The organism is Clostridium sp. BJN0001 (genome assembly GCF_022869825.1).
Classification (GTDB): Bacteria; Bacillota; Clostridia; order Clostridiales; family Clostridiaceae; genus Clostridium.
Genome location: NZ_CP094971.1, coordinates 232,256 through 258,397 on the forward strand (window position 1 = coordinate 232,256; position 26,142 = coordinate 258,397).

Here is a 26,142-nt window from a genome sequence, read left to right on the forward strand (position 1 = left end):
TATTGGTGATAAACACCAGAGAAGCTTAAAGAAGGAGGGAATTATAAATGGCAGTAAAAAAGTATAATCCTATTACACCATCAACAAGACATATGACTATGCCAACATTTGAAGAAATAACATCTTCAACACCTGAAAAGTCATTACTTGTTGCTTTAAAGAGTACTGCAGGAAGAAATTCACAAGGTAGAATTACTGTAAGACATCGTGGTGGTGTAGTAAAGAGAAAATATAGAATAATAGATTTTAAGAGAAATAAGGATGGTATCCCAGCAAAGGTTGTTTCAATTGAGTACGATCCAAACAGAACAGCTTACATAGCATTAGTTGTTTATGCTGATGGAGAAAAGAGATATATTCTTGCTCCAGTAGGATTAAATGTTGGAGACACAGTTGAATCAGGTGCAGAAGCTGATATCAAACCAGGTAATGCATTACAACTTAAGAACATCCCAGTAGGTACAATTGTTCATAATGTAGAATTACAGAGTGGAAAAGGCGGACAGTTAGTTAGATCAGCAGGAAGTGCAGCACAGTTAATGGCCAAAGAAGGAGAGTATGCAACTCTTAGATTACCTTCAGGCGAAATGAGATATGTTAGAATTGAATGCAGAGCAACAATTGGAACATTATCAAATACAACAAACGACATCGTTAACTTAGGAAAAGCTGGAAGAAAGAGACATATGGGATGGAGACCATCAGTAAGAGGATCTGTCATGAACCCTAACGATCACCCTCATGGTGGTGGAGAAGGTAAAGCTCCAGTCGGAAGACCAAGTCCAGTTACTCCTTGGGGTAAACCAACACTTGGATATAAGACTAGAAAAGCAAGAAAATATTCAGATAGATTTATCGTTAAAGATAGAAGAACTAAATAGAGTGAGGAGAATGGAAGATTCTCTTCACAATATACTTTTTCTAAATTATGAAGGGAGGCATATTAGTGAGTAGATCAACAAAGAAAGCGCCTTTTGTACATGAAGGACTTTTTAAGAAGATAGAAGAAATGAATGCCAATGGAGAAAAGAAAGTTGTAAAAACTTGGTCAAGAAGTTCAACAATTTTCCCACAGATGATTGGTCATACAATAGCTATTCATGATGGAAGAAAGCATGTTCCTGTATATATTTCAGAAGATATGGTAGGACATAAGCTTGGTGAGTTCGTTTTAACAAGAACTTATAGAGGTCATGATTCTAATAAAACAACAACAAGATAGCCTGGAAAGGAGGATCATAAATGGAAGCTAAAGCTGTAGCAAAATATATTAGAATGTCACCAATAAAAGTTGGTACTGTTCTTAATTTAATAAGAGGAAAGCAAGTTAAAGAAGCTTTCGCAATACTACAATTTACACCAAGAGAAGCAGCAGTAGTAATTAATAAAGCATTAAAATCAGCTGTTGCAAACGCAGAAAATAACTTAGAATTAAATGCAGATAATTTATATGTATCTGAAGCATTTGTAGGTCAGGGATCAACATTAAAGAGATTTCAACCTCATGCACAAGGAAGAGCATTTAAAATATTAAAGAAAACAAGCAACATAACAATAGTTGTTAAAGAAAGAGCTTAATTTATTATAAGGAGGGAAACGCAAGTGGGTCAAAAAGTAAATCCTCATGGCATAAGAGTCGGAGTTATCAAAGACTGGAATGCAAAATGGTACGCTAATAAGAAAGATTTTGCAGATAACTTAGTTGAAGATAATTTAATAAGAAAATTTGTTAAAAAAGAACTTTTCTCAGCAGGTGTTTCAAAGATCGAAATCGAAAGAGCAGCAAAGAGAGTTAAGTTAAACATATATACTGCAAAGCCTGGAGTTGTAATAGGAAAAGGCGGTTCAGGAATTACAGCATTAAAATCTAAATTATCAGGATTCGTTAAAAACAGAAACATATTAATTAATATTGTTGAAGTTAAGAATTCTGAAACAAATTCTCAGTTAATGGCAGAAAATATTGCTGCACAACTTGAGAAAAGAATTTCGTTCAGAAGAGCTATGAAACAGACAATGCAAAGAGCTATGAGACATGGAATTAAAGGAGTTAAAACTTCTTGTTCTGGTAGATTAGGCGGAGCTGAAATAGCAAGAACTGAACAGTATCATGATGGAACAATACCTTTACAGACTTTAAGAGCTGATATTGATTATGGATTTGCAGAAGCAAATACAACATATGGAAAAATTGGAGTTAAAGTATGGATATATAATGGGGAAGTTCTTCCTACAAAGAAAGTAGAAGAAAAGGAAGAGGCTAACGCATAAGAAAGGAGGAATTAATTATGTTAATGCCTAAAAGAGTTAAACATCGTAAGACTCAACGTGGTAGAATGAAAGGTAAAGCAACAAGAGGAAACTTCTTAGCTTATGGAGACTATGGTATTCAAGCATTAGAATGTGGTTGGATTACTAGTAACCAGATAGAAGCAGCCAGAGTTGCTATTAATAGATATATAAAAAGAGGAGGAAAACTTTGGATAAAGATTTTCCCAGATAAGCCAGTTACACAAAAACCAGCTGAAACAAGAATGGGTTCTGGAAAAGGAGCTCCAGAGTATTGGGTGGCTGTAGTTAAGCCTGGTAGAGTATTATTTGAATTATCAGGAGTAACAGAAGATATTGCAAGAGAAGCAATGAGACTTGCAAAACATAAGCTTCCTATAAAGACTAAATTTGTTTCAAAGAGTGATTTTGAGGAAATGGGTGGTGAACAATAATGAAGGCTAGAGAATTAAAAGAGTTAAGAGCAGGAAACCCACAAGATTTAGAAGCAAAATTAGGAGATCTTAAAGCTGAATTATTCAACTTAAGATTCCAGTTAGCTACAGGTCAATTAGAAAATCCAATGAGAATTAGAGAAGTAAAGAAATCTATAGCCCAAATAAAAACCATCTTAAGATTAGAGGAAATTAGTGCATTGGAACAATAATAGTTGGAAGGAGGTAAGCCCTGATGGAAAGAGGATTAAGAAAGAAGAGAATAGGCAAGGTTGTTTCTGATAAAATGGATAAGACAATCGTAGTCGCTGTTGAAACTAAGGTTAAACATCCACTATACGGAAAAATTATTAATAGAACTACTAAGTTCAAAGCTCATGATGAAAATAATGAAGCAAAAATTAATGATAAAGTATCAATTATGGAAACTAGACCATTATCTAAAGATAAGAGATGGAGACTTGTTGAGATAGTAGAAAAGGCTAAATAGGCTTTAATACTGAAAGGAGGTAAATTCAATGATACAACAACAAACCTTATTAAAGGTTGCTGACAATTCCGGTGCAAAAGAAATAATGTGCATCAGAGTATTAGGCGGATCAAAAAGAAAGTTTGGTAATATTGGTGATGTAATAGTAGCCAGCGTAAAAAGTGCAACACCAGGTGGAGTTGTTAAAAAGGGAGAAGTTGTAAAAGCAGTTATAGTAAGATCAGCTAAAGGCGTAAGAAGAGATGATGGATCTTACATTAAATTTGACGAAAATGCAGCGGTTTTAATAAAAGATGACAAACAACCAAGAGGAACACGTGTATTTGGACCTGTTGCAAGGGAGCTAAGAGATAAGGAATTCAATAAAATATTATCATTAGCACCAGAAGTTCTATAAGAGGAGGTGGCTAATTTGAAGATACATGTAAGAAAGAATGACACAGTTATCGTTATATCTGGAAAAGATAAAGGAAAGACTGGAGAAGTTTTAAAAACATATCCTAAAGCAGGAAGAGTTCTTGTTCAAGGAGTTAATATAGTAAAGAAACATCAAAAAGCTAACAGAGCTAATGTTGAGAGTGCAATCGTAGAAAAAGAAGCTCCAATAAATAGTTCAAAAGTTATGTTATATTGTACTAAATGTAAATCAGCTACTAGAATTAGCAATAAGATTTTAAATGACGGTGCTAAGGTAAGAGTATGCAAAAAATGTGGAGAACAATTCTAAGATCTGAAAGGAGGTAACCAGTATGACAAGACTTCAGGAGAAATATGAAAAAGAAGTAGTACCAGCTTTAGTTGAAAAGTTTGGTTATAAAAATATGATGGAAGTTCCAAAGCTTGAAAAGATAGTAATTAATATGGGTGTTGGAGAAGCAAAAGAAAATCATAAGGTACTAGAAAGTGCTGTTAGCGATTTAACTTTAATTTCAGGACAGAAGCCTGTATTAACTAGAGCAAGAAAATCAGTTGCGAACTTCAAAATAAGAGAAAACATGCCAATAGGCTGTAAAGTAACATTAAGAAGAGCTAAAATGTTTGAATTTGCTGACAAATTAATGAGTATCGCATTACCAAGAGTAAGAGATTTCAGAGGTGTTTCAAGCAAAGCATTTGATGGAAGAGGAAACTATTCATTAGGAATTAAAGAACAATTAATATTCCCAGAAATTGAATATGACAAGATTGATAAAGTAAGAGGAATGGATATTATCTTTGTTACATCAGCTAACACAGATGAAGAAGCTAGAGAACTTCTTAGATTCTTAGGTATGCCATTCTCTCAAAAATAAGGAGGAAATCATATGGCACGTAAAGCTATAATTGAAAAATGGAGCAAAACTCCTAAATATAAAACTAGAGCTTATTCAAGATGTAGAATATGTGGAAGACCACATGCTGTACTTAAAAAATATGGAATTTGCCGTATTTGTTTTAGAGAACTTGCATATAAGGGTGAAATTCCAGGATGCAAGAAAGCAAGTTGGTAAACTTATAAAGTAACGAAAGGAGGCACATTAAATGGTTATGACAGATCCTATAGCAGATTTACTAACTCGTGTAAGAAATGCTAATGCTGTAAAACATGAAGTGGTAGAAATCCCTTCTTCTAACGTAAAGAAGGAAATTGCTAATATATTATTACAAGAGGGATATATTAAGGAAATTAATGAATATAACGACGGAGTTGTACCAATGTTAAGAGTATCTCTTAAATATGGTGCTAACAAAGAAAGAGTTATAACAGGAATAAAGAGAATATCTAAACCAGGTTTAAGAGTTTATTGTAAAAAAGATGAGGTACCAAAGGTACTTAATGGTTTAGGAATTGCTGTTGTTTCTACTTCTAAAGGAATCATGGTAGATAGAGAAGCTAGAAAGAACGGTTTAGGCGGAGAAGTTCTTTGCTACGTTTGGTAGTTTTAAATAAAGTTAATATACAAAAATAAATACAGGAGGTGCAGTTATGTCAAGAATAGGTAAATTACCAGTTGCTATCCCAAATGGAGTAACTGTTGCAGTAACACCAGACAATGTTGTTACTGTAAAAGGACCTAAGGGTGAATTAGTAAAAGCTATGCATAAAGACATGAGCATAGCAGTTGAAAACAACGAAGTAATTGTTACTAGACATAGTGAACAAAAAGACCACAGAGCTCTTCACGGATTAACAAGAGCATTAATTAACAATATGGTAATCGGAGTTACAGAAGGCTATCAGAAGACTTTAGAATTAGTTGGTGTTGGTTATAGAGCTCAGCTAAAAGGTAAGAAACTCGTAATGAACCTTGGATATTCACATCCAGTTGAAGTTGAACCTATAGACGGAATCACATTTGAAACTCCAAATCAGATAACAGTTGTTGTAAAAGGAATCGATAAAGAAAAAGTTGGATTTGCAGCTGCTGATATAAGAAAGTGGAGAGTACCAGAACCATATAAGGGTAAAGGTATTAAGTATCAAGATGAGGTTATAAGACGTAAAGAAGGTAAAACTGGTAAGAAGTAATAGAAAGGAGTGAATTTTATGTTCAAGAAGGTAGACAAAAAAGCTAATAGAGAAAAGCGTCACCTAAGAGTTCGTAAAAAAGTTTTTGGAACTACTGAAAGACCAAGACTTTCAGTTTATAAAAGTGAAAAAAATATATATGCACAAGTAATTGATGATATAAATGGAAAAACTTTAGTTGCTGCTTCAACTTTAGACAAAGATGCTTCTGTAAAAGGTGGAAACAAAGAAGGAGCTAAATTTGTTGGAGAAACTGTAGCAAAGAAAGCATTAGAAAATGGAATTAAAGAAGTGGTATTCGACAGAGGCGGATATGTATATCACGGAAGAATTCAAGAATTAGCAGAAGCTGCAAGAGAAGCAGGGTTAAAATTCTAATAGAGGAGGGAAATAAATGAGAATCGATCCTAGTACACTAGACCTTAAAGAAAAAGTTGTATTCATAAACAGAGTAACTAAGGTTGTTAAAGGTGGTAGAAACTTCAGATTCAGCGCTTTAGTAGTTGTTGGAGACGAAAACGGACACGTAGGCGTAGGAATGGGCAAGTCAATCGAAATCCCAGAAGCAATTAAAAAAGGAATAGAAGACGCTAAGAAAAATTTAGTATGTGTTTCTATGGTAGGAACTACAGTTCCTCATGAAATCCATGGAAGATTTGGAACAGCTGACGTATTAATTAAGCCAGCTAAAGAAGGTACAGGAATTATAGCTGGAGGTCCAGCAAGATCAGTACTTGAATTAGCAGGATTAAAGGACGTAAGAGCAAAATCTTTAGGATCAAACAATCCTAACAACATGGTCAATGCAACAATTAATGGATTAGCAAGCTTAAGAACAGCTGAAGATATAGCTAAATTAAGAGGCAAATCTGTAGAAGAAATATTAGGTTAGGAGGCAGAGCAATGGCAAAAGTAAAGATTACATTAGTAAAAAGCTTAATTGGTAGAAAAAAGGACCATATCGCTACTGCAAATGCCCTTGGACTTAGAAAAATTGGTGTTACAGTAGAACCTGAGATGACTCCTCAAGTTAAGGGTATGATCAATAAAATAGATTATTTATTAAAGGTTGAAGAATTATAGAATAAGGAGGTGCAAAAACATGAAACTTCATGAATTAAAGCCAGCAGAAGGAAGTAAACACTCTCCTAAAAGAGTAGGAAGAGGAACTGGTTCTGGATTAGGAAGAAATGCAGGAAAAGGTGAAAAAGGCCAAAATGCAAGATCAGGTGGAGGAGTAAGACCTGGATTTGAAGGAGGTCAGATGCCATTATTCAGAAGACTTCCTAAGAGAGGATTTACTAATATTTTTGCTAAGAAGATCGTAAGCATTAATGTTGACAGATTAAACATTTTTGATAATGGAACAGAAGTTACACCAGAGTTATTACTTGAAAAGAAAGTTGTAAGCAAAGTTCTTGATGGAATAAAAATACTTGGTAATGGAAGTTTAGAAAAGAGCTTAACTGTAAAAGGATGTAAATTCTCTAAGTCTGCAATTGAAAAGATAGAAGCAGCTGGGGGAAAAGTTGAGGTGATGTAAAATGCTTCAGACTTTACGTAATGCATTTAAGATACCCGAACTAAGGAAAAAATTCTTATGGATGATATTTTTAGTAGCTGTTTTCAGGTTGGGAAGTCATATTCCCCTTCCTGGAATAAATTCAAACTATTTACAAGAAATATCGCAATCTGGATTATTAGGGATGTATGACTTATTTTCTGGTGGTGCATTTAGTAGATCAAGTATTTTAGCACTAGGCGTTATGCCATATATTAATGCTTCAATTATAATTCAGTTGTTAACTGTAGCAATACCTCAATTAGAGCAGCTATCTAAAGAAGGAGATTCTGGAAGAAAGAAAATACAAGAGATAACAAGATATGTTTCTTTAGTATTATCATTTATTTTAGCATTCGGAACATATTCAATGATAGCAAGCAGTGGTGCAGTATCTGGATTAAGTTTAGTTCAAAGACTTACTATTATATTTGCACTTGTCGTTGGTGCAACATTTTGCATGTGGCTTGGAGATCAGCTTACAGTAAAAGGTATAGGAAATGGTACATCAATTTTAATATTTATAAATATTATTTCTAGAATACCTACAATTGGAGCTTCAATCGCGTCATTACAACAGGCAGGAACAGTAAATATAGTAGAAGTAGTATTATTTGTCGTATTTTTTGTATTCTTACTTGGAGCAACTTTGTTCTTCTCATTATCAGAGAGAAGAATTCCAGTACAATATGCAGGAAAATTTATTGCAGGAACAAATAAGATGATGAAGTCTCAAGCTTCACATATACCATTAAACATTATTGGTTCGGCAGTACTTGCAATAATATTCTCAATGTCAGTAATGGAATTTCCAAGAACAATAGCAAACTTTGTACCTACAAAAGAATGGGCAAAATGGATTTTAACAAATACAAACTGCATATTCAACGAAAAGAGTTGGATGTACGCTGTACTTTATGCAGTTTTAACAATATTCTTTAATTGGTTCTATACACAGATAACATTTAAACCTGATGAGATGGCAGAAAACTTAAACAAATCAGCAGGAATTGTACCAGGTGTAAGACCAGGAACAGAAACAGAAGCATTTTTTGAAAGAGTTCTTAACAGATTATCATTTGTTGGAGGTATATTAGCAGCAATACTTGCTATTACACCATTGTTAATTCAAAATCTAACAGATTTTAAACAAGTATCTTTTACAGGAACAGGAATATTAATAATAATAAGCGTTGCCTTAGATTTTACAAGAAAAGTTGAATCTCAAATGGTAGTTCGTCATTATAAAGGATTCCTTAAGTAATTAAATTATGTATGGAGATGAAGCTAGTGAAAATTGTATTACTAGGACCTCCAGGAGCTGGAAAGGGAACACAGGCAAAATCAATTAGCAGTAAATACTCCATTCCACATATTTCTACAGGCGATATTTTTAGAAAAAATATTTCAGAAAATACGCCTTTAGGAATACAAGCAAAAGGATATATGGATAAAGGACAGCTAGTTCCCGATGAAGTTACAATTAATATGGTAAAAGACAGATTAGTTCAGGATGATTGTAAGAATGGATATTTATTAGACGGTTTTCCAAGAACAGTAAAGCAGGCAGAAGCATTTGAAGCTTTCTTAAAAGATAAAAATGAAGCGCTTGATGTTGCACTATTAATCGATGTACCAAGTGAATACATACTTGATAGAATGACAGGAAGAAGAGTTTGCGAATCATGCGGTGCTAGTTATCATGTTAAGTTTAATCCTCCAGCAACTGAAGGAAAATGTGATTTATGTGGAAGTAAGATCGTTCAGAGAAAAGACGATACTGAAGAGACAGTTAAAGAGAGACTTGAAGTGTATGCAAATGAAACACAACCATTAATAGATTTTTATGAAAAGTTAAATTTATTACAAAAAGTAAATGGTGCAAAACCTATTAATGACGTATTTAAAGCAATATGCGAAGTATTAGGTGAAAATAAGTAGAAATATTTATTGTGATGCTGTTGCTCGAGATATGAACCCGGTGTATTTAGTGAATGTGAAATAAGAATTTATAACTAAGCATGAAGTAACAAAAGTTGCTTCTTCACTATAAATTGGAATAGATATATTTCTATTTTAGTTAAAAGCTACGTAGATCGTTTATTATAATAGAGCGGTCAATATTGTAGGTTGGGGATTAGAGCAAAGTTTAATGATCCTAATACACCTTATGTAAGATGTTTGATAAAATTATCAGATGGCTTTAAATTAAATACTGAGATAGTAGAATGATAGAGTGTTGCTTAGTTATAAATTTGCACAAAGATTAGTGTTAATTTATACTAAGGTAATCATAGAGGTGAAAAATTTGCAAAACAATGACTTGATTGGAAAAGTAGTACTTTCAAGAGCAGGAAGAGATGAAAATCATTTATATGTTGTTATTAGGCAGATTGATAAGGATTATGTTTTAATTGCAAATGGAGATAATAAAACAGTAGGTATGCCTAAAAAGAAGAAAATTAAACATTTAATTTTTTTAGAAAATACAGATAATGAAGTAAAGTCATCAATAGTAAGATGCGATAATAGTACTGATTTAAAAATAAAAAGATTTCTAAAAATTAGAGGCATTGTTAAGGAGGGTTGATTACCTTATGTCAAAAGATGATGTAATAGAAATGCAGGGTACTGTGTTAGAATCATTGCCAAATGCTATGTTTCAGGTTCAGCTTGAAAGTGGGCATACAATTTTAGCACATATATCAGGAAAATTAAGAATGAACTTCATAAGAATTCTACCGGGGGATAAAGTAACAGTAGAGCTTTCGCCTTACGATTTAACCAGAGGAAGAATCACATGGAGAGCAAAATAAATTTTGTAATAGAAATAAGGAGGGTTAGCTATGAAAGTAAGACCATCAGTTAAGCCTATGTGTGAAAAGTGCAAAGTAATAAAAAGAAAAGGAAGAGTAATGGTAATCTGTGAAAATCCTAAGCACAAACAAAGACAGGGCTAATAAAAAAACAATATTATTTACATGAAAATTGTAAATAATATTGACATTTAATCAAAAGTCAAATATGATTATATAGTCGTTAATTAATAGATATGAATTTTTAGGGCGGCTGTCAATAGAAAACTATTGAACCTAAAATTTATTTATATATAATATATATATAATACATTTAGTATTAGGAGGTGTAAACTTTAATGGCAAGAATAGCAGGTATTGACTTACCAAGAGAAAAAAGAGTTGAAATAGGTTTAACTTATATATATGGAATAGGTTTATCTACTTCACAGAAAATTCTAAAAGTTACTGGAATTAATCCAGATACTAGAATTAAAGACTTGACTGAAGAAGAAGTTAATGAAATCAGAACTTACGTCAACAAAAACCTAATGGTTGAAGGAGACTTAAGAAGAGATGTTGCTTTAAATATTAAGAGATTAGTTGAAATAGGATCATATAGAGGAATTAGACATAGAAGAGGTCTTCCAGTAAGAGGACAGAAAACTAAAACTAATGCTAGAACAAGAAAAGGTCCTAAAAAGACTATAGCAAACAGAAAGAAATAAGTAAGGAGGTAAGATAATGGCAGCTCAAAAAGCAAAAAAGACTAGAAGAAGAAAAGAAAGAAAAAATATTGAGCATGGTGCTGCACACATTAAATCAACTTTTAATAACTCAATAGTTACTTTAACAGATGTAGCTGGAAATGCTTTATCATGGTCTAGTGCAGGAGCATTAGGTTTTAAAGGATCTAAGAAGAGTACTCCATTTGCAGCTCAGATGGCAGCAGAAAATGCAGCAAAGTCAGCAATGGAACACGGTTTAAAAAGTATAGAGGTTTATGTAAAAGGACCTGGTTCAGGAAGAGAAGCAGCTATCAGATCCTTACAAGCAGCAGGACTTGAAGTAACTTTAATTAAAGATGTTACTCCAATACCACACAATGGTTGTAGACCACCAAAGAGAAGAAGAGTTTAATTTATTGAAATAGGAGGTGTAATTTAATGGCAAGATATACTGGAGCTACATGCAGATTATGTAGAAGAGAAGGCATGAAACTATTTCTTAAGGGAGATAGATGTTTTACAGATAAATGTGCTTTTGATAGAAGAAGCTATGCACCAGGACAACATGGAGCAGATAGAAAGAAAGTATCAAACTACGGTGTACAGTTAAGAGAAAAGCAGAAAGCTAAGAGAATATACGGCGTATTAGAAAAGCAGTTTAGAGCTTATTATAAGAAAGCTGAAAAGATTAAAGGTATTACAGGTGAAAACTTACTAAAATTATTAGAAATGAGATTAGATAACGTAATATATAAATTAGGTTATGGTGCATCTAGAAGTGAAGCTAGACAGTTAGTTACTCACGGACATTTCTTAGTAAATGGTAAGAAAGTTGACATCTGTTCTTATAAAGTATCAGTTAATGATGTAATCACAGTTTGTGAAAAGAGCAGAGGAACTGAAAGATTTAAGACTTTCATGGAAAATCCAAAGACTTTACCAAAATGGTTAGAAGCTAATGCTGATAATTATGAAGGAAAGGTAATAGCAGAGCCATCAAGAGAGGATATCGATGTGCCTGTTAACGAAACACTTATTGTTGAGTTATACAGTAAATAATATATTTATGTTTGTATTTTTTATTTTTGATAGAGTATACAGATATAGAATCAGTTGCCCTCAAAATAAGGTTGCCATTTATAATATAGGGAGGGTTTGTCAATGTTAGAAATCGAAAAACCAAAAATTGAATGTGTTGAAGCTAATGAAGACGGAACTTATGGAAAGTATGCTGTAGAACCACTTGAAAGAGGATATGGTATCACTCTTGGAAACGCATTAAGAAGAATTTTATTATCTTCTCTTCCAGGAGTTGCACCAACTTCTGTTAAGATTGATGGTGTACTTCATGAGTTCTCAACTGTTCAAGGAGTTAAGGAAGATGTTACTGAGTTAATTCTTAACATTAAATCTTTAGCTTTAAAAATGAATGGTGAAGGTCCACAGATTATTTATATAGATGCTAAAGGACCTGGTGAAGTAACTGGAGCTGATATAAAAACTGATGGTGATGTTGAAGTTGTAAATAAGGATTTACATATTGCAACTTTAGACGACAATGGAAAATTATATATGGAATTAACAGTTAATAAGGGAAGAGGTTATGTAACTCAGAACAAGAATAAGAGTGATGAATTACCTTTATCTTCAATTGCAGTTGATTCTATTTATACACCAGTAAAAAGAGTTAATTTTACTGTAGACAATACAAGAGTTGGCCAAATAACTGATTATGATAGATTAACATTAGAAATTTGGACTAATGGTACTATCAAAATTGACGAAGCTATTAGTTTGTCAGCCAAGATATTAATTGAACATTTCAAATTATTCATGTCATTGACAGATAACACTAATGACGTGGAAATTATGATAGAAAAAGAAGAAGATAAAAAAGAGAAAGTACTAGAGATGACTGTAGAAGAACTTGATCTTTCAGTTAGATCATATAACTGTTTAAAGAGAGCAGGAATCAATACAGTTCAAGAACTTGCATCTAAGTCAATGGACGATATGATGAAAGTAAGAAATCTAGGAAAGAAATCTTTAGAAGAAGTTGAAAGAAAACTTAAGGAATTAGGCTTATGCTTAAAACTTAGTGAGGAGTAAGGAGGTAAATCCATGGCAGGTTATCGTAAATTAGGTCTTCCAACAGATCAGAGAAAAGCGATGCTAAGAAATCTTGTTACTAGCCTTTTAAAACATGGTAGAATAGAAACTACTGATACTAGAGCAAAAGAAACAAGATCTTTAGCAGAAAAAATGATTACTCTTGCAAAAAGAGGAGATCTTCATGCTAGAAGACAGGTTTTAGCTTATGTTCAAGAAGAGTTAGTTGTTAAAAATTTATTTGAGAATGTAGCTCCTAAGTATGCTGACAAGAATGGCGGATATACTAGAATGATTAAAAAAGGTCCTAGAAGAGGGGACGGAGCTGAAACTGTAATACTTGAATTAGTATAAAATGGAAGCAACGGGGATTAAGTTATTCTTAATCCCCATTTTAATATATTATAGAAAAGTTCGTAAAGACAGGACTTTTGTATTATGTATTAAAATAAAATTAGGAGGGCTATTATAATGGACAGTAATACAATGATAGAATGCAATGATGTTGTATTTAAATACGTAAGAGTTGAAGAAGACAGAAAAGAAGAAACATATGCTGTAAATCATGTTGATTTGAAAGTTAAAAAAGGCGAATTTTTAGCTATTCTTGGTCATAATGGTTCTGGGAAATCAACTATTGCTAAACATATGAATGCACTTTTAATACCAACAGAAGGAAATGTAGTAGTTGATGGATTAAATACGAAGGATTCGGAAAATCTATGGAAGATAAGAGAAAAAGCAGGAATGGTATTTCAAAATCCTGATAATCAAATGGTTGCAACTATAGTTGAAGAAGATGTAGCATTTGGTCCTGAAAATTTAGGTGTTGAATCTAAAGAGATAAGAAAAAGAGTAGATGAAAGCCTTGAAAGAGTTGGAATGCTAAAGTTTAAAAAACATGCACCACATCTATTATCTGGTGGTCAGAAGCAGAGAGTTGCAATTGCTGGGGTACTTGCAATTAAACCAGAATGTATTATTTTTGATGAGCCAACAGCAATGCTTGATCCATCAGGAAGAAAGGATGTACTTAATACAATAAAAGAAATAAATGAGAAGTATGGTATGTCTATAGTATTAATTACACATTACATGGATGAAGCTGCACAGGCAGATAGAATAGTTGTAATGGATGATGGAGTTATAAAGATGGAGGGTAAGCCTAAGGATATATTTTGTCAGGTTGAAAAGATGAAACAGCTTGGACTTGATGTACCACAGGTTACTGAACTAGCTTATGAACTTGAAAAAGATGGAATTAATATAAGTACCAAAATATTAAATGTAGATGAGATGGTGAATGAGATATGTCAATTAATATAAAGAATTTAACACATATTTATAGTCCAGGAACACCTTTTGAGAGAAAAGCTTTAGATAATGTTTCTGTAGATATAGAAGATGGTGAGTTTGTAGCACTTATTGGTCATACTGGTTCTGGAAAATCAACACTTATTCAGCATATGAACGGACTTTTAAAACCTACAAGTGGAAGCATAATAGTTGATGGAACTGACATAACAAGTAAAAATACAAAGCTTTCAGATATAAGAAAAAAGGTAGGTCTTGTATTCCAGTATCCTGAATATCAGCTTTTTGAAGAGACAATAGCAAAAGATATAGCTTTTGGACCTTCAAATTTAGGACTTTCTGAAGAGGAAATAAATAAACGAGTAATTAAGGCTATGGAAATGGTAGGTCTTGATTATGAAACTTATAAGGATAATTCTCCATTTGAGCTTAGTGGTGGTCAAAAGAGAAGAGTTGCAATTGCAGGTGTAGTTGCCATGAATCCTAAAACTCTTATCTTAGATGAGCCTACAGCAGGTCTTGATCCTAAGGGAAGAGACGACATATTAAGTCAGATAGACGAGCTTCATAAGAAATATAATATGACAATAATAATAGTAAGTCATAGTATGGAAGATGTTGCCAATATAGCAGAACATATTATAGTTATGAATGATGGAAGAGTTGAACTTGAAGGATCACCTTCTAAAGTTTTCAAAGAGGTAGATAAGCTTGAAAGCATAGGTCTTGCAGTACCTCAAGTTACATATCTTGTCAAGAAACTTAAAGAAAAAGGTTTTGATATATCAGATGAGGTGTATACAATAGAGGATGCAAAAAAAGAGCTTTTAAAACTTTTTAAAAATAATAAAGTAAGGGGGCAGTAAGATGCTTAAGGATATTACAATTGGGCAGTATATACCTGGGGATTCTTTTGTTCATAAACTTGATCCAAGAACAAAGATTATCATATCTCTTTTATTTATAGCATGTTTATTTATTATAAATAAATTTATAGGATATCCTGTAGTAATTTTATTTTTGCTTGCAGTAATAATTAATGCAAAAATACCTTTTAAGATAATATTTAATGGGATGAAACCTATTTTCCTTTTAGTTGTACTTACAGCGGTACTTAATATATTTATGATAAAAGGAGTTAATGAAGTTCCTTTATGGAAATGGGGTTTTTTATCAATTTATCCTGAAGGCTTAAGAGTAGCTGCATTCATGGCAATAAGATTAGTGCTTCTTATCGTAGGAACATCTATTTTAACGCTTACAACATCTCCTATACAGCTTACAGATGGTATTGAGATACTCTTAAGGCCTATAGGAAAAGAAATGGCACATGAGCTTGCTATGATGATGACAATAGCTCTTAGATTTATTCCTACACTTATGGATGAAACTGATAAAATAATGAAAGCACAAAAAGCTAGAGGTGCAGATTTTGAAACAGGCGGCCTTATAAAGAAAGCGAAGAGCTTAGTACCACTTTTAGTACCTTTATTTATAAATTCGTTTAGAAGAGCTGATGAGCTTGCTATAGCGATGGAAGCAAGGGGATATAAAGGTGGAGAAGGCAGAACTAGAATGAATGTTTTAAAATTCTCTGTAAGAGACGTTATAGCATCTATAATATTTGCTTTATTATGCGCATTTTCATTTGTAGTGAGATTTGTTTTATAAGGATGAACATTAATGAATAAATTAAAAGAAGAAGAGAAAATAAAACGCCAAAGTGATGAATATAAAAATATAAAGCTTATTTTGGAGTTTGATGGAACAGATTTTTGTGGATGGCAGAGCCAGCCTGTTGGGAGAACAATACAGCAGACTGTAGAAAAAGCCATATTTAAAGCAACTGGTGAAGAGGTACTTTTAAATGGAAGCTCAAGAACAGATGCGGGAGTACATGCAAAAGGACTTGTTGCAAATTTTTATACAAAGAGTACCATTCCTGGAGAAAAATTTAGGGAAGCCGTTAATGTAAGGCTTCCAAGTGACGTATCAATAGTTAAATCTGAAAATGTTAATAAAGATTTTCATGCGAGGTATTCTTCTCTTGGAAAGACATATTCATATACTATTATAAATAGATATGAGAGACTTTCATTTGGAAGCAGATATAAGTATCATGTTAGAAATAAGCTTGATTTTAATAAAATGCAGGTAAGCTGTGGATATTTTCTAGGCAGACATGATTTTAAAGGCTTTATGTCTCCAGGAAGTTCTATAAAAACAACAGTTAGAACTATTAAGGATCTTCATATGACAAAGTATAAAGACGAAATAAAAATATATATTACAGCTGATGGCTTTTTGTATAACATGGTAAGAATAATAGTTGGAACGCTTATAAAAGTGGGCAGCGGAAGACTTCAGCCTCAGGATATAAAAAAGATAATAGAAACAGGAAATAGAAAGATGGCAGGGATGGTAGTTCCTCCAAATGGTCTTGTTTTAGAAAAAGTGTATTATTAAGCAAAAAAATCATTGACACGCCCGTAAGCGTGTATTATAATAAGTTTGTTTGTTAAAACATTTATGTATATAAGATCCAAGAGCCCAGGATCTTGACATAACATCATATTACAATAAGTAAATATGAGAAGTATTAAGTTAGGGAGGGAAACAGATGAAATCATACATTGCGAAAGCACAAGAAATTGAAAGAAAATGGTATGTTGTTGACGCTGCTGGAAAGCCTTTAGGAAGAGTTGCTAGTCAGGTTGCTTCAATATTAAGAGGTAAGAATAAACCAATATTCACACCAAACGTTGATTGCGGAGATTTTGTTATAGTAATCAATGCTGAAAAGGTAGTTTTAACAGGAAAGAAATTAGATCAGAAGCTATATAGAAAGCATAGTCTTTATGCAGGTGGATTAAAGGAAACTCCATATAGAGAATTCTTAGCTAAGAAACCTGAATTTGCATTCCAGGAAGCAGTAAGAAGAATGCTTCCAAATGGTGTATTAGGAAGACAGATGTTAAAGAAATTAAGAGTATACAAAGGCGAAGATCATACACATGATGCTCAGAAGCCAGAAGTACTTGAATTAAGATACTAATACATTTTGGGAGGAGGAATAAAAATGGCAAAAGTTCAATATTTAGGAACTGGAAGAAGAAAGAAATCAATAGCAAGAGTAATACTTGTACCTGGAAATGGTAAAGTAGTTGTAAATAAGAGAGACATAGAAACTTATTTTGGATTAGAAACTTTAAGAGTAATAGTTAATCAACCATTAGTATTAACTGCAACAAAGGATAAGTTTGATGTTTTAGTAAATGTTCACGGTGGTGGATTTACAGGTCAGGCAGGAGCAATCAGACACGGTATTGCAAGAGCATTAGTTAAATCTGATGAAGCTTTAAAATCTGATATAAAGAAAGCTGGTTTCTTAACAAGAGATCCAAGAATGAAGGAAAGAAAGAAGTACGGCTTAAAGAAAGCAAGAAAGGCTCCACAGTTCTCAAAGAGATAGTATTTGGAGTATGCGAAATCCTACAAACATTATGTTTGTGGGATTTTTTTTATTATATTATTATGTGTTACTTAAATGTTTATATAAATTTTGATTTGTGTTTAAAATAGTAAAAACTTGGATAAATAGATGTTGGCTTAAGTGGAAATATATTATACAATATATGTAAATTAATTTATATTTTATAAATGGGGAGATATATATGAAGAAAGTATCTTTTATAGATAAAGTTTTATTATTTTTGAATTTTAAGGATGTAGATGACGAGATAACACGTGAAGGTAACACAAAGAATAACTCTATAGTTACTTGGATATTTTGTTTTATTTTTATAGTGCCTTCAATAATATGGGTTGACATATGGGCAGACAATCATTTGAGATCTTTTAAGATAATAGTAGCTCTTATTATTTTATTTATTCTAATTGAATTAAATTATTATTTAGAGGTTTTAAAACATAAAAAAGATGATGATGAAAAATAATATAATAAAGCTTAAAACTAAATAAAGTTTAATTAGTAATATACTTCGGTTAGAATCTAATAATCGAAATGTCTTTATATGATTTAGTAGAGAAGATACAAAGACTAAAATTATTAATGCTATGAAATTGTGGATATTTTTGATATAATATTATGCAGATTATTTGCCTTGATATTATAATGGATAAGGTGTTAAGGAAAAGAAAGCAGTACCAATTGTTCGAATATTGTTATGGGAGGATTCTATTATATGAGAAAATTAGTCCAGAGGAATCCTGTAAAATTATAAGAAACTGTTTGGGATGTGGATGCAAAACAACATTTCATAACACAAACAGCTTTCGTGTAAATGCAAATGGAAATAAGATAGATGCATGGTTGATTTATCAATGTACAAAATGTAAACATAATCATGGGTCAAGGGATTGGAAAAGGCGGGTATTATTGTCGTGCCAGAGGAAAAACAAGAACATAAAATAAATATTGAAATAAAGGAATGGTTATTGTGAGGGAACAATTTGATATAAGAAAAAGTTACAGACATGATGAGGTTTTAAGAAAGAGCTTTAATGAGTTGGCAAATGATACATTTGGTATCAATTTTGAGGACTGGTATAAAAATGGATATTGGACAGATAAATATAATCCATATTCAATAGTGATCGATAATAAAATTGTGGCGAATGTTTCTGTAAATAAAATGGAGTTTATATCAGGCGGAAAAAGTGAAAAGTATTTGCAACTTGGTACAGTTATGACAGATAAAAAATATCGCAATAAGGGATTTATTAAAACAATCATGCATGAGATTGATAGGGATTATTATGATACTGTTGATGGAATTTATCTTTTTGCCAATGACAGTGTTTTGGAGTTTTATCCTAAGTTTGGATATAAAAAAAGTACAGAATATCAGTATTTCAAAGTAATATCTAATAAATTTAAGGAAGTCGGTATGGCGAGTGATAATAAGGCTCGACAAATTCAAATGAATAACAAAGAAGACTGGTTATTGTTAGAGAGAGCAATAGAAAACTCTGTAAACAACTGTACGTTTGAAATGAAAAATAATATTGAATTGATTATGTTTTATGTTACAAAATTTATGCGAAGCAATGTTTATTATGTTGAAGACGAAAGTGCCTATGTGATTGCAGAAGTTAATGAAGATAAACTGTTTTTACATAATATTTTTTCAGAAAAAGTAGTAGATGTGGATAGTGTTATTGAAGCATTCGGAGAAAATATTAAAAAAGTAATACTTGGGTTTACACCATTAAGTAATCAAGGATATCAAGTTGAGAAGCTATGCAAAGAAAATACAACATTATTCGTAAAAGGTAAAGGTTTTGATTCGTTTGAACAAAAGAGGTGTATATTTCCAACGTTATCTCATGCGTAGAACAGAAATAGAATAAAAATATCTGAATAAGAAACATCTTGAGATGTAATAAAACACCGTAGGTGTGAAACGTATGTGCAACAATGAATACTTGAAATCCTGTATTTTCGGGCTTTTTAAGCTCTAAAACGGTTAACAAAGAGATAGTATAAAGGTTAGATCAAATAACCTTTATACTATGTTTCTTATGTATCAATTTAACAATATTCTTTTAGTTTAACTTTTCAATTTTGAGTATAGCGTCTTTTATCATTTCTGCATTTACTTTATAAGGCCATTTTCTAACGTCTATTCCAGCTAAAGCTTTATCTATTACTGCATCAACATCATCTATAGAGGCATTAATATCACCTAATTTAGTTGGAAATTTCATTTGTTTTGAAAATTTAAATATTTTATCTCTTTCTTTAATATTATTATCAACAGTTAGTAGGATTAGAACACCATAAGCTACTATTTCACCGTGTAAATGATGATGTTCTTCAACAGATTTGCATATTGTAAAGCCATTGTAACATGCATGAGCAAGTCCTGTATTTAAATCAATACCAACGAGGTTAGAAACAAATCCAGTTGAAATAATAATTCCTAATATAACTTCAATAAGTTCACTGCTTGATTTATTATTATCACAGTCATTTAAAGCTTTAACACCATATTTAACAAGTGGTGATGCACAAAGACTGCTTATTTGAAAGCCCATAGATGCAGCATGAGAAAGCTCGTCACCTCTTGCACTTGTTGTACATTCATAATATTTTGCCATAGTATCTCCAATACCAGCCCAAAGGTATTCTCTTGGAGCTTCTGCAATTATCTGACTGTTAATAAAAATCCATCTTGCTGGCTTTTCCTGAAAAGAATATTCTCTTAATGAACCATCGGGATTATAAATTATACCAAGGCTTGTACAGCTTGCACATGTAGAGGCTATTGTTGGAAAAGTGAAGAAAGGACGATTACTTTCTTGAGCTAAGACTTTACATGTATCCATAGCTTTTCCACCGCCACATGCAAAGATCATATCTGCTTCTTGAACTTCTTTTTTCTGATTAAGCATAGAGATATTTTCTCTGCTGGCTTCACCACCATACCAAAATTCTCCTAATATTTGAATGTCACTTCCTTTTATAGCTTCTCTTATTTTATGGGCTGCAGCAGCAAGAGCATGTTTTCCACCTATTATTACTGCTTTTTTTCCATAGATTGAGCATACCTCTGGTATATCTTTATAAGCTTCTATCCCTATTGAGTAGTTAGGGAAAAAATGTCTTTCGTTATTCATATATTATTCCTCCATTGTTAATTTTTTATTATCCAAATTCTAATTACTGAATTATAGCACTAGATATAAAAAACTTCAAATTATGAATGATATTTTAATTAAAAGATAAAATAATTAAGATTATATTGATAAAAAGCTATGATTTATAAAAAATAAATATAAATTTAATATTTTACAATAAATGTAATTAGAGGTTCATATAATTAATATATATTTCTATTAATTGGAGCGAAGTTATATGACTCAGATTAAATCAAAAATTATAGAAAGAAAAAATGGTTCTATCAAAATGAAGAAACCGCAGTGGATAGTAGTGCATGACACAGGTAGCAAATGGGTTGATGCTGATGGCGAATATCAAAATTGTTTATTAAAGAAAGATGACTATGTTGAAGATTATATAGTAGACAGCACAAAGATAATAAAAGTAACTGATAATTGTTATGAAGATAATGAAAGTTTTATGGACAATTATGAAAAACCAGATAAAACTTTATATAACAGCATATCAATAAAAATGTGTATAGAAAAAGGTAAAAGACCGACAGATTCTACTTTTCAAAATACTATTTATCTAATAAGATATTTAGCTGAAAAATATAAAATTGGATATGACAGGGTTATAAGGCATTATGACTGCACATATAAATGCTGCCCCAAAAGTATGTCACATGATGGATGGACTTCATGGTGGACTTTTTTAGAAAAGATTAAAAATGGAAGGCAGCTTATAGGATGGCACAATATAAACAAGTATTATTGGTGGTATTCAATAGATAAATACGGAAATTATTATAAAGATTCATGGCAGAATATAAAGGGAAAATGGTATCTATTTAATAAAAAAGGATTTGCACAATCTGGATGGCATAAGTCTTGGGGAAATTGGTATTATTTTAATAAAAATAGGGATGAACATTTTGGAGAAATGATGACAGGATGGCTTAAATACAATGATAAGTGTTATTATCTTGAAGAAAGAGACGGATATAATATGGGAGCATGCTATTACAATTGTACTGCTGTTATTGATGACCTTGGATATACTTTTGATGAAAATGGGTACATGCTTGAATGATATAAAAATGTCCTAATTGCAGATATAAAGTGCAATGGGACGTTTTTTATTTAGTGAATATTTTTTTAATAGGTATGAGTTTTACATAAGAGTTATAATAATGTAATATAATGATATACTAAGCTCTATTTATTAAAGAGAACAAGGCAAATTCAAAAGCTTATAGTATAAAAGGAGTAGAATATGATAGCACTTATTGTAGCTTATTCAAAGAATAATGTTATAGGAAATAAAGGCAGAATCCCATGGAAAATAGAAGGTGAGCAGAAGAGATTTAAAGAACTTACTTATGGGAATGTGGTTATTATGGGAAGAAGAACTTTTGAGGAAATAGGACATCCTTTAGAGGGAAGAAAGACAATAGTTATTTCAAAAACAAAAAGGTTTGAAGATGATAATTTAATTACTGTATCTTCATTAGAGGAAGCATTTGAGAAATCAGATGGAAAAGATATTTTTATATCAGGAGGAGAAAAACTATATAAAGAGACAGTAAATATTGCAGATAAATTATATATAACTAAGATAGATAAAGAGTTTGAAGGAGATACATTTTTCCCTGAGTTTGATAAGACAGAATTTGAAGAGGAGATAGTTAAAACTGCTTATTATGAGACACCATACACATATATGACTTTTACGAGAAATGCACTTAGGCTGCGTCCTCATCATGGAATGTGTTTATGTTTTTTTGAAGGAAAAGGATATTCAAAAGAGCATATAAAAAATATGTATGACATTTGTGAAAGACTTGATAAAAATATAGATATAAAACTTACTAGAAACTGCGATATGATATGTAGAATGTGTCCTAATAATTTAGATGGAGTATGCAAAACGGATGATAAGGTTAATGAGCTTGATAAAAAAGTGCTTAAAATGACTAATCTTTCATTTGGAGAAAAAATTAAGTACAAAGATTTCCACAATTCAGTTATGAAAAATATCATTTCCTGTGGAAAACTTAAATCTATCTGTGAATTATGTGAATGGTATTATATATGCAGCAAAAAATAAAGAATTTGGAGGATATTTATACTTATGAAAATAGTAGTTGCATCAGACTCATTTAAAGGCTCATTATCTTCAGAAAAAATAATAGAGATTGTGAAAAAAAGTGCAAAGAAAGTATTTAAAGATGCTCATGTAGATGGAGTATTCACTGCTGATGGTGGAGAAGGAACAATGGATGCCGTTTTAAGTGAGATGAGTGGAGAGAAAAAATATCTTACTGTAAAAGGACCACTTTTTGAAGATGTTTTATCATGTTATGCTTTAATAAATAAGAAAACTGCATTAATTGAGATGGCAAAAGCTTCAGGTCTTACTATGGTAAAAGAAGATAAAAGAAATCCTTACTATACATCTTCTTTTGGAACAGGAATGCTTATTAAAGACGCTTTATCTTTAGGAATAAAGGACATAATAATAGGAATTGGCGGGAGTGCTACAAATGATGGTGGAATTGGTGCTATGACTGCACTTGGAATTAAGTTCTTAGATAAAGATAAAAATATTCTTAAAGGTTATGGAAAAGATTTAAAAGATATTTGTGATATTGATTTAACAAATATTGATAAAAGAATTTTAGATGCACATTTTACCGTTATGTCTGACGTAAAAAATCCTCTTCTTGGAGAAAATGGGGCAACATATACATTTGGAACGCAAAAAGGTGCAGATTCTAATATCCTTAAAAATCTTGAAGAGGGAATGAAAAATTATTCCGATGTAGTTTTAAAAAAGACAGGAAAAGATTTTAAAGATAAAGAAGGAGCAGGAGCAGCAGGTGGGCTTGGATATGCACTTATGACATTTTTAAATGCAGATTTAAAATCTGGAATTGAAACAGTGCTTGATATAGTTGATTTTGATGAAAAAATTAAAGATGCTGACTTAGTTATTACTGGAGAAGGAAGAATGGATTCGCAGTCTGCACATGGAAAAGTAGCTTCTGGTGTAGGTTTAAGATGCAGAAAATACAATGTGGTTTGTGCTGCAATTGTAGGTTCACTTCTTCCTGGATACGAGTCTATTTATGATTGTGGAATTAATACTGTTATGACTACAGTAAATGGAGTAATGGGACTTAATGAAGCAATAGATAATGCACAAGAGCTTTATTATGATGCATCATGTAGATTATTAAATGCATTAAAATGTGGAATGGAGATGAAAAATAGATGAAAAAATCGATTCTTTTATTTATAAGTGTGTACCCAATGCTCCCTATAATGTATATTGCTTTAAGGTCGCTTTTAAAAGTTCACAATAATATAATTTTAGGAGTTACTATTCCATATAATCATATAGAAAACATGAAAGTAAAAGAAAATATGAATCTTTATAAAAAAGATTTAAAAAAAGCTTTCTTTTTTCTTTCACCGATACCTATAATACCTATCTTTATAAAATATTATTCAATTGGAATCACATTAGATATTATATGGATTATTTTAGCGGTAGCTATAATGATGCTTATCTATATAAAATATAATAGAATTCTTCATAAAATGAAGAAAGAAAACGAATGGAATAATTCTTATGATGTATTACTAGGCGATGAATATGCAAATGAAATACAAGATAAAGATGTAATAAAAAAGAAACTTGATGATGATGAAAACTGGATCTATGGTATGATTTATTATAATAAAAATGATAAGCATATTATGGTAAGTTCAAGAAGCGGACATGGAAATTATGCTTTTAATATGGCATCACCTGTTGGAAAAGTAATTGCTTTAATTTTAGTAGTAATTATTTTATCACTTCCTGCTGTATGTGTTATGGCAATTAGAGAAGAGTTTACGCCTATAACAATTTCATTTTCAGATGAAAGCTTTAACGTGCATCATATAGGCACTAAATATGAAATTGATGCTTACGATATAAAATCTATAAAACTTATAGAGTCTCTTCCAGAACATTCGAAAAATTCAGGAACGAATATGGTTAATCTTGAAAAAGGTTCATTTGAGGTAAAAGGATATGGAAAGTGCACACTGTGCTTAAATCCTGTTAATAACAAATTTATTTTCATTGAAACTGTGGATAAAAAATATATTTTCAGCGGAAAAGATGATGATGAAACAGAAGCTGATTTTGAAGAGATTTTACCTGAAATCGTTGACAAAAAGTAAAAAGTATTGTATTATAAAAATATGATTTTTGGATTGTTAGAGCACGTAGCTTGCTTCACAAAACCTATTCATAGATATATTTACTATATCTGTGAGTGGGTTTTATTTTTTCTAAAGGGGGATTATTTACGTGATAATACAAAAAATATTGAATAATAATGTTGTTATAACACTTGATGAAAAGCAGAGTGAGATAATAGTTATGGGAAAAGGTCTTGCTTATAATAAAAGAAAAGGTGATGAAATTGATGAATCAAAAATAACAAAAAGATTTGTCTTAGATTCACTTCCATATCATGAACGTTTAGTTGATGCCTTTAGTAGTATTTCAGGAATTTGCGTAGAAATTTGCGATGATATTGTAAGATATGCAGAACAGAGATTATCACAGAAATTAGATGATTCAATATATATTTCTCTTTTAGATCATATAAGTACAAGCATAGAACGATATAAAGATGGGATTGTATTAAAAAACAAACTTTTGTGGGAAATAAAGAATTTCTATAAAAATGAGTATGATATTGGACTTTTTGGTTTATCTGTAATTAAGGAAAAATGTGCAGTAAGTATGCAGGAAGATGAGGCTGGTTTTATTGCTCTTCATATAGTAAGTTCAGAAATAAGCAATGATATTCAGAACATATATGAGATAACAGGCTTTATACAGAGTATTTTACATATTGTCAAATACTATTTTAAGTTTGATTTTGATACAGCTTCATTAAATTATAATAGATTTATAACTCATCTTAAATTTTTTGGACATAGAGTATTTTCTAAAAAAGTAAATGAAAAGGAACAGATAAAGAATAATATTTTAGATATCATAAAAGAAAAATATACAAATCCATATTTATGTGCATTAAAAATAAAACAATTTATAGAAGAAAAATATAATTATTATCTTGATGATGATGAAATTTTATATTTGACAATTCATATTGCAAATCTTTTAACAAAAGATATGAATAAATCTGATAATACATAAACCAAAAAGACAACTGGTTTAGTTTTATAAATTAAATATATAAAAAAGGATGATGCTTT

At 31.4% G+C, this 26,142-nt stretch carries 41 protein-coding genes and 1 pseudogene; 41 read left to right on the forward strand and 1 reads right to left on the reverse strand.

Translation table 11 applies throughout. From position 1 onward, the window contains the following. Window positions 1-47: 47 nt before the first annotated feature. From rplB to MTX53_RS01290, 35 genes are all read left to right on the forward strand, one after another. Window positions 48-881: a 50S ribosomal protein L2 gene (gene rplB / locus MTX53_RS01120; RefSeq protein ID WP_244834355.1), complete on the forward strand. Its 834-nt coding sequence runs from the start codon at window positions 48-50 to the stop codon at window positions 879-881. Window positions 882-946: 65 nt separating this feature from the next. After that, window positions 947-1,222, forward strand: a complete 276-nt coding sequence (rpsS, locus tag MTX53_RS01125) for a 30S ribosomal protein S19 (RefSeq protein WP_244834356.1) — start codon at window positions 947-949, stop codon at window positions 1,220-1,222. 20 nt (window positions 1,223-1,242) lie between these two features. Further along, entirely contained in the window at window positions 1,243-1,578 is a 336-nt protein-coding gene (rplV, locus tag MTX53_RS01130; protein ID WP_244834357.1) for a 50S ribosomal protein L22, read from the forward strand. A gap of 24 nt (window positions 1,579-1,602) precedes the next feature. Beyond that, the gene (rpsC, locus tag MTX53_RS01135) at window positions 1,603-2,271 is read left to right on the forward strand and encodes a 30S ribosomal protein S3 (RefSeq protein WP_244834358.1); all 669 of its coding nucleotides are present in this window, start codon (window positions 1,603-1,605) and stop codon (window positions 2,269-2,271) included. A gap of 17 nt (window positions 2,272-2,288) precedes the next feature. Next, the gene (gene rplP / locus MTX53_RS01140; protein ID WP_244834359.1) at window positions 2,289-2,723 is read left to right on the forward strand and encodes a 50S ribosomal protein L16; all 435 of its coding nucleotides are present in this window, start codon (window positions 2,289-2,291) and stop codon (window positions 2,721-2,723) included. Next, window positions 2,723-2,935 carry a 50S ribosomal protein L29 gene (rpmC, locus tag MTX53_RS01145; RefSeq protein ID WP_244834360.1) on the forward strand — a complete coding sequence of 71 codons (213 nt, stop codon included), beginning with the start codon at window positions 2,723-2,725 and terminating at the stop codon, window positions 2,933-2,935. Before rplP ends, rpmC begins: the two co-directional genes overlap by 1 nt. Before the next feature lie 23 nt (window positions 2,936-2,958). Further along, on the forward strand, window positions 2,959-3,213 hold the full coding sequence (rpsQ, locus tag MTX53_RS01150; protein WP_244834361.1) for a 30S ribosomal protein S17: 255 nt from the start codon (window positions 2,959-2,961) through the stop codon (window positions 3,211-3,213). 28 nt (window positions 3,214-3,241) lie between these two features. Continuing rightward, window positions 3,242-3,610, forward strand: coding sequence for a 50S ribosomal protein L14 (rplN, locus tag MTX53_RS01155; protein ID WP_244834362.1), 369 nt, complete (start codon window positions 3,242-3,244; stop codon window positions 3,608-3,610). 15 nt (window positions 3,611-3,625) lie between these two features. Next, a complete protein-coding gene (rplX, locus tag MTX53_RS01160) occupies window positions 3,626-3,940 on the forward strand; it encodes a 50S ribosomal protein L24 (protein ID WP_244834363.1) in 315 nt (104 codons plus the stop codon). Between the two features lie 22 nt (window positions 3,941-3,962). After that, window positions 3,963-4,505 carry a 50S ribosomal protein L5 gene (rplE, locus tag MTX53_RS01165; RefSeq protein ID WP_244834364.1) on the forward strand — a complete coding sequence of 181 codons (543 nt, stop codon included), beginning with the start codon at window positions 3,963-3,965 and terminating at the stop codon, window positions 4,503-4,505. Window positions 4,506-4,517: 12 nt separating this feature from the next. Continuing rightward, on the forward strand, window positions 4,518-4,703 hold the full coding sequence (locus MTX53_RS01170) for a type Z 30S ribosomal protein S14 (RefSeq protein ID WP_244834365.1): 186 nt from the start codon (window positions 4,518-4,520) through the stop codon (window positions 4,701-4,703). 31 nt (window positions 4,704-4,734) lie between these two features. Continuing rightward, on the forward strand, window positions 4,735-5,133 hold the full coding sequence (rpsH, locus tag MTX53_RS01175; protein ID WP_244834366.1) for a 30S ribosomal protein S8: 399 nt from the start codon (window positions 4,735-4,737) through the stop codon (window positions 5,131-5,133). Window positions 5,134-5,179: 46 nt separating this feature from the next. Beyond that, the gene (rplF, locus tag MTX53_RS01180; protein WP_244834367.1) at window positions 5,180-5,722 is read left to right on the forward strand and encodes a 50S ribosomal protein L6; all 543 of its coding nucleotides are present in this window, start codon (window positions 5,180-5,182) and stop codon (window positions 5,720-5,722) included. An 18-nt stretch (window positions 5,723-5,740) separates the two neighbouring features. Next, window positions 5,741-6,100, forward strand: a complete 360-nt coding sequence (gene rplR, locus MTX53_RS01185) for a 50S ribosomal protein L18 (protein ID WP_244834368.1) — start codon at window positions 5,741-5,743, stop codon at window positions 6,098-6,100. 16 nt (window positions 6,101-6,116) lie between these two features. Continuing rightward, window positions 6,117-6,614, forward strand: coding sequence for a 30S ribosomal protein S5 (gene rpsE / locus MTX53_RS01190; protein ID WP_244834369.1), 498 nt, complete (start codon window positions 6,117-6,119; stop codon window positions 6,612-6,614). An 11-nt stretch (window positions 6,615-6,625) separates the two neighbouring features. Next, the gene (gene rpmD, locus MTX53_RS01195) at window positions 6,626-6,805 is read left to right on the forward strand and encodes a 50S ribosomal protein L30 (protein WP_244834370.1); all 180 of its coding nucleotides are present in this window, start codon (window positions 6,626-6,628) and stop codon (window positions 6,803-6,805) included. Between the two features lie 19 nt (window positions 6,806-6,824). Beyond that, a complete protein-coding gene (gene rplO / locus MTX53_RS01200; RefSeq protein WP_244834371.1) occupies window positions 6,825-7,265 on the forward strand; it encodes a 50S ribosomal protein L15 in 441 nt (146 codons plus the stop codon). Window position 7,266: 1 nt separating this feature from the next. After that, the gene (secY, locus tag MTX53_RS01205; protein ID WP_244834372.1) at window positions 7,267-8,547 is read left to right on the forward strand and encodes a preprotein translocase subunit SecY; all 1,281 of its coding nucleotides are present in this window, start codon (window positions 7,267-7,269) and stop codon (window positions 8,545-8,547) included. A 26-nt stretch (window positions 8,548-8,573) separates the two neighbouring features. Further along, window positions 8,574-9,224, forward strand: coding sequence for an adenylate kinase (locus MTX53_RS01210; protein ID WP_244834373.1), 651 nt, complete (start codon window positions 8,574-8,576; stop codon window positions 9,222-9,224). Between the two features lie 367 nt (window positions 9,225-9,591). Next, window positions 9,592-9,873, forward strand: coding sequence for a KOW domain-containing RNA-binding protein (locus MTX53_RS01215; protein WP_244834374.1), 282 nt, complete (start codon window positions 9,592-9,594; stop codon window positions 9,871-9,873). A gap of 7 nt (window positions 9,874-9,880) precedes the next feature. Then, window positions 9,881-10,099, forward strand: a complete 219-nt coding sequence (gene infA / locus MTX53_RS01220) for a translation initiation factor IF-1 (protein WP_244834375.1) — start codon at window positions 9,881-9,883, stop codon at window positions 10,097-10,099. A gap of 30 nt (window positions 10,100-10,129) precedes the next feature. Then, window positions 10,130-10,243, forward strand: a complete 114-nt coding sequence (gene rpmJ / locus MTX53_RS01225; RefSeq protein ID WP_068912571.1) for a 50S ribosomal protein L36 — start codon at window positions 10,130-10,132, stop codon at window positions 10,241-10,243. Between the two features lie 194 nt (window positions 10,244-10,437). Beyond that, on the forward strand, window positions 10,438-10,806 hold the full coding sequence (rpsM, locus tag MTX53_RS01230; RefSeq protein ID WP_244834376.1) for a 30S ribosomal protein S13: 369 nt from the start codon (window positions 10,438-10,440) through the stop codon (window positions 10,804-10,806). A 16-nt stretch (window positions 10,807-10,822) separates the two neighbouring features. After that, window positions 10,823-11,218 carry a 30S ribosomal protein S11 gene (gene rpsK / locus MTX53_RS01235; protein ID WP_244834377.1) on the forward strand — a complete coding sequence of 132 codons (396 nt, stop codon included), beginning with the start codon at window positions 10,823-10,825 and terminating at the stop codon, window positions 11,216-11,218. Window positions 11,219-11,244: 26 nt separating this feature from the next. Continuing rightward, entirely contained in the window at window positions 11,245-11,865 is a 621-nt protein-coding gene (gene rpsD, locus MTX53_RS01240) for a 30S ribosomal protein S4 (protein WP_244834378.1), read from the forward strand. A 102-nt stretch (window positions 11,866-11,967) separates the two neighbouring features. Continuing rightward, the gene (locus tag MTX53_RS01245; protein ID WP_244834379.1) at window positions 11,968-12,915 is read left to right on the forward strand and encodes a DNA-directed RNA polymerase subunit alpha; all 948 of its coding nucleotides are present in this window, start codon (window positions 11,968-11,970) and stop codon (window positions 12,913-12,915) included. Window positions 12,916-12,927: 12 nt separating this feature from the next. Beyond that, entirely contained in the window at window positions 12,928-13,269 is a 342-nt protein-coding gene (gene rplQ / locus MTX53_RS01250; RefSeq protein WP_244834380.1) for a 50S ribosomal protein L17, read from the forward strand. 117 nt (window positions 13,270-13,386) lie between these two features. Then, window positions 13,387-14,241 carry an energy-coupling factor transporter ATPase gene (locus MTX53_RS01255; protein WP_244834381.1) on the forward strand — a complete coding sequence of 285 codons (855 nt, stop codon included), beginning with the start codon at window positions 13,387-13,389 and terminating at the stop codon, window positions 14,239-14,241. Next, window positions 14,226-15,095, forward strand: a complete 870-nt coding sequence (locus MTX53_RS01260) for an energy-coupling factor transporter ATPase (RefSeq protein ID WP_244834382.1) — start codon at window positions 14,226-14,228, stop codon at window positions 15,093-15,095. The genes MTX53_RS01255 and MTX53_RS01260 overlap by 16 nt, the downstream gene beginning before the upstream one ends. A gap of 1 nt (window position 15,096) precedes the next feature. Further along, window positions 15,097-15,900: an energy-coupling factor transporter transmembrane component T gene (locus tag MTX53_RS01265; protein ID WP_244834383.1), complete on the forward strand. Its 804-nt coding sequence runs from the start codon at window positions 15,097-15,099 to the stop codon at window positions 15,898-15,900. 12 nt (window positions 15,901-15,912) lie between these two features. Next, window positions 15,913-16,695 carry a tRNA pseudouridine(38-40) synthase TruA gene (gene truA, locus MTX53_RS01270; RefSeq protein WP_244834384.1) on the forward strand — a complete coding sequence of 261 codons (783 nt, stop codon included), beginning with the start codon at window positions 15,913-15,915 and terminating at the stop codon, window positions 16,693-16,695. 154 nt (window positions 16,696-16,849) lie between these two features. Next, window positions 16,850-17,284, forward strand: coding sequence for a 50S ribosomal protein L13 (gene rplM, locus MTX53_RS01275; protein ID WP_244834385.1), 435 nt, complete (start codon window positions 16,850-16,852; stop codon window positions 17,282-17,284). A gap of 24 nt (window positions 17,285-17,308) precedes the next feature. Then, a complete protein-coding gene (rpsI, locus tag MTX53_RS01280; RefSeq protein ID WP_244834386.1) occupies window positions 17,309-17,701 on the forward strand; it encodes a 30S ribosomal protein S9 in 393 nt (130 codons plus the stop codon). Between the two features lie 202 nt (window positions 17,702-17,903). Further along, the gene (locus MTX53_RS01285) at window positions 17,904-18,185 is read left to right on the forward strand and encodes a hypothetical protein (RefSeq protein ID WP_244834387.1); all 282 of its coding nucleotides are present in this window, start codon (window positions 17,904-17,906) and stop codon (window positions 18,183-18,185) included. A 504-nt stretch (window positions 18,186-18,689) separates the two neighbouring features. After that, the gene (locus MTX53_RS01290) at window positions 18,690-19,586 is read left to right on the forward strand and encodes a GNAT family N-acetyltransferase (RefSeq protein ID WP_244834388.1); all 897 of its coding nucleotides are present in this window, start codon (window positions 18,690-18,692) and stop codon (window positions 19,584-19,586) included. 211 nt (window positions 19,587-19,797) lie between these two features. On the opposite strand, the gene MTX53_RS01295 is transcribed toward MTX53_RS01290, so the two are convergent. Then, entirely contained in the window at window positions 19,798-20,871 is a 1,074-nt protein-coding gene (locus MTX53_RS01295; RefSeq protein WP_244834389.1) for an iron-containing alcohol dehydrogenase family protein, read from the reverse strand. Between the two features lie 238 nt (window positions 20,872-21,109). Here MTX53_RS01295 and MTX53_RS01300 point away from each other — a divergent pair, with 238 nt between their 5' ends. The 6 genes and pseudogenes from MTX53_RS01300 to MTX53_RS01325 all read left to right on the forward strand — a co-directional run bounded on the left by MTX53_RS01300 (window position 21,110) and on the right by MTX53_RS01325 (window position 26,083). Beyond that, a complete protein-coding gene (locus MTX53_RS01300) occupies window positions 21,110-21,949 on the forward strand; it encodes an N-acetylmuramoyl-L-alanine amidase (protein WP_244834390.1) in 840 nt (279 codons plus the stop codon). Window positions 21,950-22,132: 183 nt separating this feature from the next. After that, window positions 22,133-22,552 (forward strand): annotated as a pseudogene (locus MTX53_RS01305) (dihydrofolate reductase); the annotation flags it as partial. Between the two features lie 126 nt (window positions 22,553-22,678). Then, entirely contained in the window at window positions 22,679-22,966 is a 288-nt protein-coding gene (locus MTX53_RS01310) for a DUF1284 domain-containing protein (protein ID WP_244835437.1), read from the forward strand. A gap of 24 nt (window positions 22,967-22,990) precedes the next feature. Continuing rightward, complete coding sequence (locus MTX53_RS01315) at window positions 22,991-24,136, forward strand: glycerate kinase (protein ID WP_244834391.1); 1,146 nt, start codon at window positions 22,991-22,993, stop codon at window positions 24,134-24,136. Then, on the forward strand, window positions 24,133-25,092 hold the full coding sequence (locus MTX53_RS01320) for a PH domain-containing protein (RefSeq protein ID WP_244834392.1): 960 nt from the start codon (window positions 24,133-24,135) through the stop codon (window positions 25,090-25,092). Before MTX53_RS01315 ends, MTX53_RS01320 begins: the two co-directional genes overlap by 4 nt. A 130-nt stretch (window positions 25,093-25,222) precedes the next feature. Further along, window positions 25,223-26,083, forward strand: coding sequence for a PRD domain-containing protein (locus MTX53_RS01325; RefSeq protein ID WP_244834393.1), 861 nt, complete (start codon window positions 25,223-25,225; stop codon window positions 26,081-26,083). Window positions 26,084-26,142 lie beyond the last annotated feature (59 nt).